This is a genomic window from Bradyrhizobium sp. 4 (assembly GCF_023100905.1).
In the GTDB taxonomy this organism is placed as follows: Bacteria; Pseudomonadota; Alphaproteobacteria; order Rhizobiales; family Xanthobacteraceae; genus Bradyrhizobium.
In genome coordinates this window covers 6,582,252-6,594,893 of the sequence record NZ_CP064686.1, presented here as the reverse complement: position 1 = coordinate 6,594,893, position 12,642 = coordinate 6,582,252, and the positions used below count along the sequence as shown (strand labels likewise).

At 65.8% G+C, this 12,642-nt stretch carries 10 protein-coding genes; 6 read left to right on the top strand and 4 right to left on the bottom strand.

Annotation, left to right across the window (positions count from 1 at the left end; genetic code table 11):
* Positions 1–13: 13 nt before the first annotated feature.
* Positions 14–967: an alpha/beta hydrolase gene (locus IVB45_RS31475; protein WP_247807533.1), complete on the bottom strand. Its 954-nt coding sequence runs from the start codon at positions 965–967 to the stop codon at positions 14–16.
* A 992-nt stretch (positions 968–1,959) separates the two neighbouring features.
* Here IVB45_RS31475 and IVB45_RS31470 point away from each other — a divergent pair.
* Both IVB45_RS31470 and IVB45_RS31465 read left to right on the top strand, forming a co-directional pair.
* On the top strand, positions 1,960–3,450 hold the full coding sequence (locus IVB45_RS31470) for an amidohydrolase family protein (protein ID WP_247358037.1): 1,491 nt from the start codon (positions 1,960–1,962) through the stop codon (positions 3,448–3,450).
* Between the two features lie 3 nt (positions 3,451–3,453).
* On the top strand, positions 3,454–4,404 hold the full coding sequence (locus tag IVB45_RS31465) for a GTP-binding protein (protein ID WP_247358038.1): 951 nt from the start codon (positions 3,454–3,456) through the stop codon (positions 4,402–4,404).
* A 2-nt stretch (positions 4,405–4,406) separates the two neighbouring features.
* Here the strand turns inward: IVB45_RS31465 and IVB45_RS31460 are convergent, their stop codons facing one another.
* The gene (locus IVB45_RS31460) at positions 4,407–4,784 is read right to left on the bottom strand and encodes a tautomerase family protein (RefSeq protein ID WP_027565272.1); all 378 of its coding nucleotides are present in this window, start codon (positions 4,782–4,784) and stop codon (positions 4,407–4,409) included.
* Positions 4,785–4,894: 110 nt separating this feature from the next.
* Between IVB45_RS31460 and IVB45_RS31455 the strand changes: the two genes are divergently transcribed.
* Positions 4,895–5,494: a TetR/AcrR family transcriptional regulator gene (locus IVB45_RS31455; RefSeq protein ID WP_247358039.1), complete on the top strand. Its 600-nt coding sequence runs from the start codon at positions 4,895–4,897 to the stop codon at positions 5,492–5,494.
* A gap of 3 nt (positions 5,495–5,497) precedes the next feature.
* Here IVB45_RS31455 and IVB45_RS31450 read toward each other — a convergent pair whose 3' ends face one another.
* Together IVB45_RS31450 and IVB45_RS31445 are read right to left on the bottom strand one after the other, a co-directional pair.
* Complete coding sequence (locus IVB45_RS31450; protein WP_247358040.1) at positions 5,498–5,971, bottom strand: hypothetical protein; 474 nt, start codon at positions 5,969–5,971, stop codon at positions 5,498–5,500.
* Between the two features lie 11 nt (positions 5,972–5,982).
* Positions 5,983–6,483, bottom strand: coding sequence for a hypothetical protein (locus tag IVB45_RS31445; protein ID WP_027565269.1), 501 nt, complete (start codon positions 6,481–6,483; stop codon positions 5,983–5,985).
* 294 nt (positions 6,484–6,777) lie between these two features.
* Here IVB45_RS31445 and IVB45_RS31440 point away from each other — a divergent pair, with 294 nt between their 5' ends.
* From IVB45_RS31440 to IVB45_RS31430, 3 genes are all read left to right on the top strand, one after another.
* Complete coding sequence (locus IVB45_RS31440; RefSeq protein WP_247358041.1) at positions 6,778–8,460, top strand: cache domain-containing protein; 1,683 nt, start codon at positions 6,778–6,780, stop codon at positions 8,458–8,460.
* Positions 8,461–8,472: 12 nt separating this feature from the next.
* On the top strand, positions 8,473–9,156 hold the full coding sequence (locus IVB45_RS31435; RefSeq protein ID WP_247501302.1) for an aspartate/glutamate racemase family protein: 684 nt from the start codon (positions 8,473–8,475) through the stop codon (positions 9,154–9,156).
* A gap of 127 nt (positions 9,157–9,283) precedes the next feature.
* Positions 9,284–12,589 carry a carboxyl transferase domain-containing protein gene (locus IVB45_RS31430; protein ID WP_247358043.1) on the top strand — a complete coding sequence of 1,102 codons (3,306 nt, stop codon included), beginning with the start codon at positions 9,284–9,286 and terminating at the stop codon, positions 12,587–12,589.
* The last annotated feature ends 53 nt before the right edge of the window (positions 12,590–12,642 follow it).

The following is a 12,642-nucleotide window of genomic DNA, read 5'->3' as shown; positions in this document are numbered from 1 at the left end:
CGCGGGCGCTCTCCTAAGCGATCGTGCCGTCGATCGAGCGGCGGATCACCCGCTGTACTTCTGCATTCGACAGAAACAGATCGTGGTTGATGATGCCCCAGCCCTCCTGCGAAGCATCGACCACGCGCACACCGAGCTGCGCGATGACGGCTTTCTCGGCGGCGCCGACCCTGGTCATTCCACCTGCGATCTGTCCCGACAGCGCCAGGGCGCGATCGTTCGTGGAGGCGATCACGGTGATCTTGCCGGCAAGCGGACCGATGCGGTGGATCGCCGACGAGAACACGTCCATGTCGATATCGGGCGCGGCAAACACCACCGCGCCGATCTTGCTCGTCACTGTGTCGCCGTATCGCGCATAGAGCTGACGCAGGCTTTCCAGCGACAGCATGGTTCCCATGCTGTGCGCAACGATGTTCACGCGGCCGGTGCCTGGCGCCGACACGAGTGCGGAAAGCACGCGCTCAAACTCGTCGCGGGACCACATCGCACTGTCGCGGTCATACGCATAGTCGAACAGTCCTGCCTTGGAAGGCCAGGAGAACACCATGGTCCGGCCGCGGAACTTGATCCCGTCGGAGAGATGGGCGCCATCCAGCACCGCCGTCTCGAACGTCTGCTTGAAGCCGTGCACATAGATCAGCACATCTCCTCCGCCGGCCTGCGCGACGAGATCGCCGGCGTCGGCCGACACCGGTTCGACCCGGTCAAGGCGCCAATCGCCAATTCCAACCGAGGCGAGAGAAAGACGGCTCTCGTCCGGCGCCCCCAGCTTCGCCCGCGCGACTGTCATGGTCGTCGCGCGCTCCGGCCCGAACCAGGGCTTCGTGCGACCGCCGTTCACCGGCTTGCGCGTGGTGATGACGAGCAATGTGGGGTCAAGGGATAGCGATGACGCGTCGAAACGCGCCCCGGTCGCACCCAAGCCGGCGCATCCGCCGAGCGCGAGGGCGGTCCCTGCCGACATAAATCGGCCGAGGAGAGCGCGGCGCGAAATAGAATGACAGGGGTCGCGTTGCAGAAGAGGTCGAGCGATCACACAAAACCTTTGGGAACTTTGCCCACCGTAGCGCCCCATCTAACTTCGTGAATGACAATGGGGGCGAGAAGACGGCGGAGCTGCTTCGCGGTCCATTGCACGGTCGTGGCGTCCGTCGTCTCCGACGGCCGGGCGAAACAGACGCAAACGCAAGTCAACCCGTCATATCAAAAATATTCCACTTTGCCGAAATTCGGAAATGTCGTATGTGTCGGCCATCCCAGCCCACAAAAGGGGCGGTCGTACGTCGTCACGAACGCGGGTTGGGAATTGCGGTGGACGCGGGCGGCGTTAAAGGCGGGTGAGTAGCGTGCAGGGCGAGATGAACCTCGTGAGCATGTCACGAACCGCATCGACGGACGGCGCTCAATCTCGCGAAGCCTCTGGCCCAAGCAGGCATGTCCTGCGAAGCCTTGAGGCGAAGCAGGAAGCCTGCGTACGGCGAAACCGTGTGGTCCTGGCCGTCGTTGCCACGGTCAAGCCTTTGCGAAGGCGTCAGCGCGTCAACCGGCGCGGTGCCGTGCATTTCGTGGAGGTGACGGAGGCAAGAAGGAGCTCGTTTCCGGGGAGAGCGCGGCATAGGCCGTCAAACCATCGCGCAGGGAAGGCCTGGTCTCGGCTGCCCTGTGTCTCCCCTGTGCATTGCGTGAGCAATCAGTTCGCATGGGGTTTTTTATGGGTGCCAGCCGGCGCCCGGTCTTCCCTGCGCCCTTTCTTCTCGAGGGGTGAAGCGAGAAGCATAGCTCGGGCAAACCTGCCGCGAGACTGCGAGCGCGTATCTGCGACCCGCATGTGAATTGACCTCCCTTCGAGCCTCCCTTTCGAGCCTTCCTTGCGAGCATGATGCATCGGCATCGGTGGAGGTGGTCGTACCTCACGGAATCTGCCTTGATGCGAATTCAGCGTGAGGGAGTGACGATATGAGCGGCTTGGTGATCTCTGGCGGTCGGGTGGTGGATCCCGCCAGCGGAATGGACGCGATTGGCGATGTGGCGGTGATGGACGGTAAGGTCGCCGCGGTCGGAACGGGGCTCGGCAGTGCCGAGCGGGTGATCGACGCGACGGGGCTCGTGGTTGCGCCCGGCTTCATCGACCTTCATGCGCACGGCCAGTCGCTCCCCGCGGATCGCATGCAGGCGTTCGACGGCGTCACGACGACGCTCGATCTCGAAGCAGGCGTGCTGCCGGTCGGGTCCTGGTATGAGCGCCAGGCGCGGAAGGGACGCGTGCTGAACTACGGCGCGGCCACCAACTGGGCTTTCGCGCGTATTGGCGCGATGACGGGCTCCAACGCGGAGAGTTCGCTGGAGGCATTCGGCAACGCCATGCGCGATCGCCGCTGGATGGACAACGTGGCGAGCGATGCGGAGGTCGCCGGCATTCTCGAGCGCCTTTCGCGCGGCCTGAACGAGGGCGGCATCGGCATCGGCATCTTGAACGCCTATGCGCCGGGCGCCGGCGTGCAGGAGCTGACCGCGGTCTGCCAGCTCGCGGCCGCGCAGGACGTGCCGACCTTCACCCACGTCGCCTACATGTCGCGCGTCGATCCCGAGAGCGCGGCGGAAGCCTATATCCGCCTGATCGGGTACGCTGGCGCCACCGGCGCGCACATGCACATCTGCCATTTCAACTCGTCGAGCAAGACCGACGTCGAGCGCTGCCGCGTGCTGATCGCGAAAGCGCAGGCGCAGGGCCTGCCCATCACCGTCGAGGCCTATCCCTACGGCACCGGCTCGACCGTGCTGGCGGCTGCGTTCTTCAGCGACCCCGAATTCGTCGAGCGCAACGGCACCGGTTACGATTCCGTGCAGCGGGTCACCGACGGCCATCGCTTCAGCGATCGCGAGGAGCTCTTGAAGGCGCAAGCTGAAGAGCCGTCCTCGCTGGTGCTGTGGCACATCCTCGACACCGAGAACAACGCGCATCACCGCGACCTGCTCGACATGTCGGTGCTCTATCCCGGCGGCGCCATCGCCTCCGACGCGATGCCGTGGACGACGTCGGACGGCAAGACCTACACCGGCGATGCCTGGCCGCTGCCGGATGACGCCACCTCGCATCCGCGATCGGCCGGCTGCTTCACGAAATTCATCCGCGAATGGGTGCGCGAGCGCAAGACCGTGTCGCTGCTCGAAGGCGTACGCAAATGCGCGCTGATCCCGGCGGAGATCCTGTCGCAGAGCACGCCCGCGATGCGCGCCAAGGGCAGGCTCGCGAAGGACGCCGATGCCGACATCGTCGTGTTCGATTACGAGAAGCTCTCGGATCGTGCGACCTTCACGGTGATGAACCGCCCGTCCGAAGGCGTGCGGCATCTGATCGTCAGCGGCGAGATACTAATCAGCGATGGTGTGCTGGACGTGGCGGCGCGGCCCGGCCGTCCCGTGCGCCGTCCCGTCGTCGGGGGCTGAGACATGCCGGTCCCCATTCTCCTGGTGACGGGCTTTCTGGGGGCCGGCAAGACCACTGTCGTCAACCATCTGCTGGCGCATGCAGAGGGGCGGCGGATCGCCGCTGTGGTCAATGATTTCGGCGCGATCAACATCGATGCGGAGCTGATCGCGGGTGCGAGCGACGGCGTGGTCAGCCTCGCCAATGGCTGCATCTGCTGCTCGCTCGAAGGCGACCTATTGCGCACCCTCTCGACGCTGCTGCGGCGTGATCCGAAGCCGGAATACATCGTCATCGAGACCAGCGGCGTCGCCGATCCCGCCGAGATCGTCCGCAATTTGATGGATCCCGTGATCCTGCGCGAAGCGCCGCTGGAAACGGTGCTCTGCGTGATGGACGCGGCGACACCGCCGGCCGCTCTCGACGATGCGCTGCATCGTCCGCAGCTGCGCGTCGCCGACATTGTGGCGCTGAGCAAGCTGGATCTGGCGGACGAGAGCGCGGGCTCCCGGATGCGCGAGGCCATCCGCGCGCAGCGCGTTCCTGCCGTGGTGGTTGATGCGCCGCACGGCGAGATTCCGTCCGCGCTGCTGTTTCCCGCGACCGTCGATCGGGCCCCCGCGCGACGCGAGCCCGGACCGCGACGGCCGGCAGAGCAACGCTTCGAAACGCTGAGCTGGACCTCGGACCAACCGATCTCGCTGCCCCGCCTGCAGCAGGCGATCGGCCGGCTTGCGCCAAAACTCGCGCGGGCAAAAGGCCTGTTCGAGACCGTCGAGCAGCCCGGGCGCCAGATGGTTTTTCAATTCGCCGCCGGCCGCGCCACGCTGGCGCCGGGTGAAGCCGGGCTCGCCGTTGGTGATGCCACCGCTCTGCCGCGCGCGCGGATCGTCTTCATCGCCGAGCTCGGGTTGCTCTCGAAGGCGGAGCTCGACGGGATCATGGAGACGTGCGTTGGATCGGTGAAGCTATAAGCTCAAGCGAATTGCGCAACGCCGTGGCCGACGGACCAGTTCTCTGCGGGCGCATCGAGGACGTTGACGAACACGTCCTCGGGGCGGATGCCCGGGTTTTCGCCGAGCAGATCCGCGATCCGCCGGTACAGGGCCTTCTTCTGCTCGGGTGTGCGCGAGGCGAATACGGTGATCTGGATCAGCACGGCATCGTCGCTGCGCGTGACGCCGTAGGCGTTGCCGCAGCGGAAGTTCGCGGGCGAAAGCTCGCTGATGGTCATGAACTCGTCGCCTTCGGGGACGTTCAGCGCCTCGCGCATGGCGCGGTAGAGGCCGTCGAGGATCGCCTTCCGGTAGGCTTCCGGCTTTCCGGCGCGCATCGAGATGTGGAGGAGAGGCATCGCGAATTCCTCATTGACGAAGGGCTGCGTAGATACCAGTTTGTTTTTGACGAGGCGTCAAGAAATCATGTTTTTGACATCGTGTCAAATACGCCTGACGGGAGCAAAGCTTGAGGCCGCGCGAATTCGACCATGACGATGTCCTGCGCATCGCCTTCGACCAGTTCTGGCGCAAGGGCGTGCGCGGCACCTCGCTGTCGGACATCGCGCGCGACGCCGGTGTGCAGCGCGGCAGCCTCTACAACGCCTTCGGCAGCAAGGAGGCGCTATTCCTGCAGGCGTACGAGCGCTATGCGGGAGACTATCTCGTCGCTTTGCAAAAGGCGCTCGGTGCGGGCAGCTTGCGAAAGCGCCTCACCGCGTTCTTCGACCTGACCATCAGCAACTTCCGCGCCGGCTCGCCGCCGCGGGGATGTCCGACCACGCGCGGCTTGATGGAGCTCGGCGCGGCCGAAGGCGAGGGGCTGGACGAGGAGGCGCGGCAGGCCTTCGCGAACCTCATCTCGCGCATCACTGTTCTGGTTCAGGAGACGTTGTCGGCGGGTGCGGCGCGCGGCGAGTTCAGCGGCAATTCCGCGGCCGCGGCACTGCACATCATCAGCGTGACGCGCGGCCTCGCCGTGCTCGAACGCGCCTTCGGCGACGAGCCGCAGCTGCGCAAGATCGCGTCCCACACCATCGATCTCGTGCTCGGCAAGAAGGGCGGCTAGGTGTCAGCAGACCGCGAGCGCGTTAACCGCCCTCGTTGTCGCAGTCCCGTTCTCGTCGCCGACGAACTGGCAAACGGCAGATTCGAGCTCACCCGGCTGGTTGCCGCGCGCCACCGCCAGCAGTCGCATCAATTCTGTCTCGTCCTGCGACAGGCGCCGGCACGACGGCGGCATGAAGCACAATTGGCAGGGCCGACCGTTGCGCAGGATTCTGACGAGCGCGGCAACGCGTGCGACCAGCAGCGGGCTGTCGGCGATGCCAGGCGCCTCGTCGGCAAAGCGATAGGCCGCCTCCCAGCAATCGGACGCGCCGGTCGCATAGGCGGCAGCGATGAACCGGAACAGCGAGAGCGTGACGCGGCCAAAATCATCGTAGCTCTCGAAGTCAGGCCGCGTCGCAAGCGCGACCCGAAGCGGACAGAGCCGCGCCTGGCCGGCTTCCGTGACAGACACAGCGCCGCAACTGTCCTGCATCATGCGCGATCTCGTCAGTGCAACGTGGGGCTTCCGACCAGCCAGCTCTTCATCGCCATTGTCCGGTCGTGGTCGAAAGACGGAACGTGTCGGTCGGGCAGGATGAGACCCGCCATGCGGAAGATCGTTGCAAGCCCGCGCACGGGTGCGAGAGCCCAATCGGCGCCGACCGGCGGCAGCCAGCATTCGAACTGTTCGCGCGCGATATCATCGCGCTCTTTCTGCGCGGCGGCGATTGCCCGCAACATCCCGTGCTCGCTGTCGGACATGCGCGGGCAGGTCGGGCAGTGCACCGCGATCGCCGTATGCGCCGTGCAGGCAAAGATCTCGATGATGGATTCCAGCGACGGCACGGCGTCGCCCACGCGAAAATGGTCGTACACTTGCTGGATGTCGGCCGCGGTGGGAACAGCGCTTCCGCTGCGTGCCTTGGCCCGAAATCCCCAGATGAAGAGCCGCTCCGCCGCGCTCAGCGCCGGAAGGTCGAGGGACCCTGTCGATGTCGATTGATGCATTGAGCCTCCGGCCTCCGGCTGCGCCCGCGCCCCGGCTGGCGCTGATGATCTGCGCCGATCGTTCGGTCAGAGCCCCCTGCAAGTCAACGCTCGGAGGGGCGATGTCGAGGTCTTCTAGTTTTGAAGAGTTCGCATCTCGGATGCAGCCCGCCTCGTGAACCTGCGAGGCGTCCGGGGCATGCCGGTAGGATCCTACGGAGTTTGCGGGGTTTGCGGGAACCCGAATGCTTAAAGCTTTGCTAAGGGACGCGGGATAAACTGGCATATCAGCCCTTCCAAATCTTGCGAGCACCGATGTTTTTCTCCCGCATCAGTTTCAAGCTGGTCCTGATTGTCGGCATCAGCCTCCTTGGCATGATCGCGCTGGCGCCGATCGCGCTCTCGACGCTGCGCGCGCAGATGATCGCGGACCGTGAGGCCAAGACGCAGCACATGGTCGACGTCGGCTACGGCATCCTGGCGCACTACCAGAAGCTCGAGAGCGAAGGAAAACTCCCACGCGAGCAGGCGCAGGCCGCCGCGATCGCGGAGGTCAAGAGCCTGCGCTACGACAAGGTCGAATATTTTTGGCTGAACGACATGACCCCCAAAATGGTCATGCACCCGATCAAGCCGGAGCTCGACGGCAAGGATCTCTCCGGGATGAAGGATCCGTCCGGCAACGCGCTGTTCGTCGGCTTCGTCGACGTCGTCAAAAAGCAGGGGGCGGGCTTCTACAGCTATCTCTGGCCGAAGCCCGGCTTCGACCAGCCGGTCGGGAAAATCTCCTATGTGAAGGGCTTTGCGCCCTGGGGCTGGATCATCGGCACCGGGATCTATCTCGACGACGTCGACGCCGTCTTCCGCCAGGATGCGATGACCTTCGCCCTGGTGTGCCTGGTCGTGTTCGTGCTCGTGCTCGGCGCCTCCTTCGTGATCGGCCGCAGCGTGACGCGGCCGCTTGCGAAGATCACCGCGCTCACCGAGCGCCTCGCCTCCGGCGATAGCGCGTTCGACGTGCCCCATACCGACCGTCGCGACGAGATCGGCGGGCTCGCCAAGGCGCTCGCCGTGTTCAAGGACAATGCTGCGGAGGTCGGCCGGATGCACACCGAACAGCAGGAGACGAAGCAGAAGGCCGACGAGGAGAAGCGCAGGACGATGACCGATCTCGCCGGCAAGTTCGAGGCGAACGTTCAGGCCGTCGTCCGCGACGTCTTCAACGAGGCGCGCGCGATGCAGCAGGCCGCGCAGGGCATGTCCGAAACCGCCAACAAGGCGACCGACCGCGCGAGCTTCGTCGCCACCGCCTGTCAGCAGGCTTCGAGCAACGTGCAGACGGTGGCCTCCGCCGCCGCGCAGCTGTCGTCCTCGATCACCGAGATCAGCCAGCGTGTCGCGCAGGCTGCAACCGTGGCCGACAAGGCCGCTGCCGACGGTCAGCGCACCAACGACACGGTGCAGGGGCTGGCGGCGGCCGCGCACAAGATCGGCGAGGTCATCGACCTCATCAACCAGATCGCCTCGCAGACCAATCTGCTCGCGCTCAATGCCACCATCGAGGCAGCGCGCGCCGGCGAGGCCGGCAAGGGCTTTGCGGTGGTGGCAAGCGAAGTGAAGTCGCTGGCGAGCCAGACCGCGAAGGCGACCGACGAGATCGGCGCGCAGATCACCGCGATCCAGGCCGAGACCAACCAGGTCGTCGGCAACATCGAGAGCATCCGCAGCACCATCATGGAGGTCAACGAGATCTCCTCGTCGATCGCCGCAGCGGTCGAGGAGCAGGGCGCCGCGACCGCGGCGATCGCCCACAGCGTAAGGGAGGCCGCCTCCGGCACCGACCAGGTTTCGCAGAACATCTCGGGTGTGACCGATGCGACGGCGGAGACCGGCCAGGCCGCCGGCCTCGTGCTGCAATCGAGCGGCCGGCTGTCGCAGAAGCTGCAATCGCTGGAAAACGAGGTCAGCGCTTTCGTTGCGGGGGTGCGGGCGGCTTAGTATAGCAGGGGGATGGGCCAAACTTCCGATCGGCGCGCGCGCATTCTCCTGATCAATCCAAACAGTTCCGTGGCGACCACCGAGATGATGGTCGCCATCGCGAGGTCGGCCGCCGGCGACGGCTTCGACATCGACGGCGCGACCGCAACGCGCGCGCCGCAAATGATCGTGACGCCGGATGCGTTGGATGCAGCTTCCACCGAAGTTCTGGAGATCGCGCAGTCGAACCGGCATGCATGCGACGGCATCATCGTCGCGGCGTTCGGCGATCCCGGATTGGCCGGGATCAAAGCTGCGATAGAACTGCCCGCGGTCGGCATCGGTGAGTCCTCGATGCTCACAGCTGCCGAGAACAGCCGCCGCTTCGGGGTGGCGACCACGACGCCGCTGCTGGAAGTGAAGATCGACGCCTTGCCGGACGCGCTGGGGCTGCGATCGTATTACGCCGGCGTCCGCTTCGCGGAGGGCGATCCGCAGGAGCTGATGCGCGATCCGGCGCGGCTGCGCGCAGCGCTCACCGGCGCGGTCGAGGCCTGCATCGCGCAGGATGGCGCGGAGGCCGTCATCATCGGCGGCGGGCCGCTGGGCGAAGCTGCGCGCGAGCTTCAGCCGATGTTCACCGTGCCGATCATCGCGCCGATCCCGTCTGCCGTGGCGCGGATTATTCGCCTCATCACGGCGCAAGCGACCGACTGAAATTCCGGCCCGCGGGAACGGTCGTCGCGACCGGCGTTCTTGCCCTTGACGGCCTCGGTTAAAGTGACGAAGCAGAACCATCGGACCTGCCGACCCGCGCCTGGGCACGCGGGCATGGAGACGCTGCATGTCGTTCAAGAAGCTCCTGATCGCCAATCGCGGCGAGATCGCCATCCGCATCGCGCGCGCCGCAGCCGATTCCGGCCTCGCAACGGTTGCGATCCATCCCGCGGACGATGCGCTGTCGCTGCATGTGCGGGTTGCCGATGAGGCCGTTGAAATCCCCGGCCGCGGCGCACGGGCCTATCTCGACATCGAGGCCGTGGTGAAGGCGGCAACGGCATCCGGCTGCGACGCCGTGCATCCCGGCTACGGCTTCCTCAGCGAGAACGCAGCGTTCGCGAAAGCCTGCGCTGATGCAGGCATCGCCTTCGTCGGGCCGAAGGCCGCGGCGCTCCAACTGTTCGGCGACAAGGTTGCGGCACGGCAACTGGCAAAGCGCTGCGGCGTGCCGATCATCGCCGGCACCAGCGGGCCGTCCCCGCTGGAGGCCATCGCGGCGTTCTTCACCTCGCTCGGCAGCAACGCGGCGATCGTGATCAAGGCGATGGCCGGCGGCGGCGGGCGCGGCATGCGCGTGGTCGAGCGCGCTGCCGATCTGGCGGAGGCCTACGCGCGCTGCCAGTCCGAGGCCAAGGCCGCGTTCGGCTTCGACGGCGTCTATGGCGAGCGGTTGATCCGGCAAGCGCGCCATATCGAGGTGCAGATCATCGGCGACCGCCACGGTGCGATCTCTCATCTTTGGGAACGCGAATGCACCATCCAGCGCCGGCACCAGAAGCTGATCGAGGTGGCGCCCAGCCCGTCGCTCGGCGACGGCTTGCGTGGCCGTATCATCGAGGCGGCGAAGCAACTCGCCGTGGCCGCGTCGTACGACAATCTCGGCACGTTCGAGTTCCTGGTCGACGGCGCCGCCGACGACAGTTTTGCCTTCATCGAAGCCAACCCGCGGCTTCAGGTCGAGCACACAGTGACCGAGGAGGTGCTCGGCCTCGATCTCGTCCGCGCCCAGCTTGCGGTTGCTGCCGGTGCCTCGCTTGCCTCGCTCGGCCTGGCGCAAGGCTCGATCCCGAAGCCGCGCGGTTATGCCATGCAGCTCCGCGTCAACATGGAGACGCTGGACGAGCTAGGGGCGACGCACCCGACCGGCGGCGTGCTTGCCGTGTTCGAGCCGCCGTCAGGCCCCGGCGTCCGCGTCGATAGTTTCGGTTATGCCGGCTACAAGACCAGCGCCGCCTTCGACTCGCTGCTGGCAAAGGTCATCGTGCATACGTCCGGTGAAGCCTGGCACGAGGTCGTTGCCAAGGCTTCGCGCGCCTTGCGCGAGTTTCGGATCGACGGCGTCGTCACCAACATCGGCTTCCTCCAGGCCGTGCTGGCGCATCCCGACTTCCGCTCCAACCGCATCGCGACAGACTTCATCGATCGCAACATCGGCAAGCTCGTCGAAGCCGCGGATGGCGCGGCCAAACCACTCTATTTTGCGGCGACGGAGCGAAGCGGCGGTCCCGGCACCGAGGCGCATACGGCACAGACCGTGCCCGAAGGGACGGTAATGGTCGCGGCGCCCCTGCAAGGCACCATTGTCACTATTCAGGTGAAGGAAGGCGAGGTCGTGCGCCCGGGCCAGCAGCTCGCCGTGATCGAATCCATGAAAATGGAACATCTGGTCATGGCCGAGCAGGGCGGCCGCGTCATGCAGCTACTCGCCGGCGACGGTGACACGCTGATGCATGGCGAGCCGATCATGTATTTGGAGCCGCTCGACGTTGCGGCGGACGCGTCGGCAACGGAAACCGATATCGATCTCGACCAGATCCGTCCCGATCTCGCCGAACTGATCGCGCGCCAGGCCAACACGCTCGACGAAAATCGCCCTGCTTCGGTCGAGCGCCGCCGCAACACCAATCAGCGCACCGCGCGCGAAAATGTCGCGCAGCTCGTCGACGACGGCTCGTTCATGGAGTATGGCAGCCTTGCGATCGCGGCGCAGCGGCGGCGGCGCAAGCTCGACGATCTCGTCAAGAACACGCCGGCTGACGGCCTCGTCATGGGTGTCGCGACCGTCAACGCCGAGAAGTTCGGCCCCGAGGGCGGTCGCTGCATCGTCGTGGCCTATGACTACACCGTGCTCGCGGGCACGCAGGGCCACATGAACCACAAGAAGATCGACCGCATGCTGACGCTCGCGGAAGATTGGCGCGTGCCGCTGGTGTTTTATGCCGAAGGCGGTGGCGGCCGGCCCGGTGATACCGATCGGCTCGGCATGACCGGACTCGATGGTCCATCCTTTGTGCAGTTCGCACGGCTCTCGGGTCTCGTGCCGGTCATCGGCGTGGTCTCCGGTTACTGCTTCGCCGGCAATGCCGCGATGCTCGGCTGCTGCGATGTCATCATCGCCACCAAAAACGCCTCGATCGGCATGGGGGGCCCCGCGATGATCGAGGGCGGCGGGCTCGGCATCTATCACCCGGCCGAGGTCGGGCCTGTTACGTTCCAGTCGCCGAACGGCGTCATCGACATTCTCGTCGAGGACGAGGAGGAGGCGACGCGTGTTGCGCAAAAATATCTGTCTTATTTCCAAGGGGCGGTGACGGACTGGCAGGCCGCCGACCAGCGGCTGCTGCGCCGCGCCATCCCCGAGAACCGCCTGCGCGTCTACGACATCCGCAGCGTGATCGACCTCGTCGCCGACAAGGATTCCGTGCTGGAGCTGCGCCGCGACTACGGTGTCGGCATGATCACCGCGTTGATCCGCATCGAGGGCAGGCCGTTCGGCCTGATCGCCAACAATCCGCGCCATCTCGGCGGCGCGATTGACGCAGATGCCGGCGACAAGGCCGCGCGCTTCCTCCAGCTCTGCGACGCCTTCGATCTGCCGATCGTCTCGCTGTGCGACACGCCCGGCTTCATGGTCGGTCCGGAAGCCGAGAAGACGGCGATCGTACGCCACGTCTCGCGCATGTTCGTGACGGGCGCGAGCCTGACTGTGCCGCTGTTCGGCATCGTGCTGCGCAAGGGCTATGGGCTCGGGGCGCAGTCGATGATCGGCGGCGGCTTCCACGCCTCGTTCTTTACCGCGGCCTGGCCGACCGGCGAATTCGGCGGCATGGGCCTGGAGGGTTACGTCCGCCTCGGCTTCCGCAAGGAAATGGAGGCGATCGCCGACCCCGCCGAGCGCGAGACTTATTATCGCAACAAGGTCGCCGAGCTCTATGCCAACGGCAAGGCTGTCTCGATCGCCTCCGTGTTCGAGATCGACAACGTCATCGATCCCGCCGAGACGCGGCGTTGGATCATGGCGGGCCTGCGCTCGGTGCCGAAGCCGCCGGCGCGGAATGGAAAGAAGCGGCCGTGCATCGATACGTGGTGAGGGCGGTGCAGCAATTCCGATTTGCGCTTCGCCGCCTTCCTGGTTCCCGATTG

Bases quoted from the DNA above. Each gene is read 5' to 3' on its own strand.
- IVB45_RS31435 (WP_247501302.1), top strand. From the start codon at position 8,473: ATGGGCCAAACTTCCGATCGGCGCGCGCGCATTCTCCTGATCAATCCA.
- IVB45_RS31445 (WP_027565269.1), bottom strand. From the start codon at position 6,483: ATGCATCAATCGACATCGACAGGGTCCCTCGACCTTCCGGCGCTGAGC.
- IVB45_RS31450 (WP_247358040.1), bottom strand. From the start codon at position 5,971: ATGATGCAGGACAGTTGCGGCGCTGTGTCTGTCACGGAAGCCGGCCAG.
- IVB45_RS31465 (WP_247358038.1), top strand. From the start codon at position 3,454: ATGCCGGTCCCCATTCTCCTGGTGACGGGCTTTCTGGGGGCCGGCAAG.
- IVB45_RS31475 (WP_247807533.1), bottom strand. From the start codon at position 967: ATGTCGGCAGGGACCGCCCTCGCGCTCGGCGGATGCGCCGGCTTGGGT.
- IVB45_RS31440 (WP_247358041.1), top strand. From the start codon at position 6,778: ATGTTTTTCTCCCGCATCAGTTTCAAGCTGGTCCTGATTGTCGGCATC.
- IVB45_RS31460 (WP_027565272.1), bottom strand. From the start codon at position 4,784: ATGCCTCTCCTCCACATCTCGATGCGCGCCGGAAAGCCGGAAGCCTAC.
- IVB45_RS31470 (WP_247358037.1), top strand. From the start codon at position 1,960: ATGAGCGGCTTGGTGATCTCTGGCGGTCGGGTGGTGGATCCCGCCAGC.
- IVB45_RS31430 (WP_247358043.1), top strand. From the start codon at position 9,284: ATGTCGTTCAAGAAGCTCCTGATCGCCAATCGCGGCGAGATCGCCATC.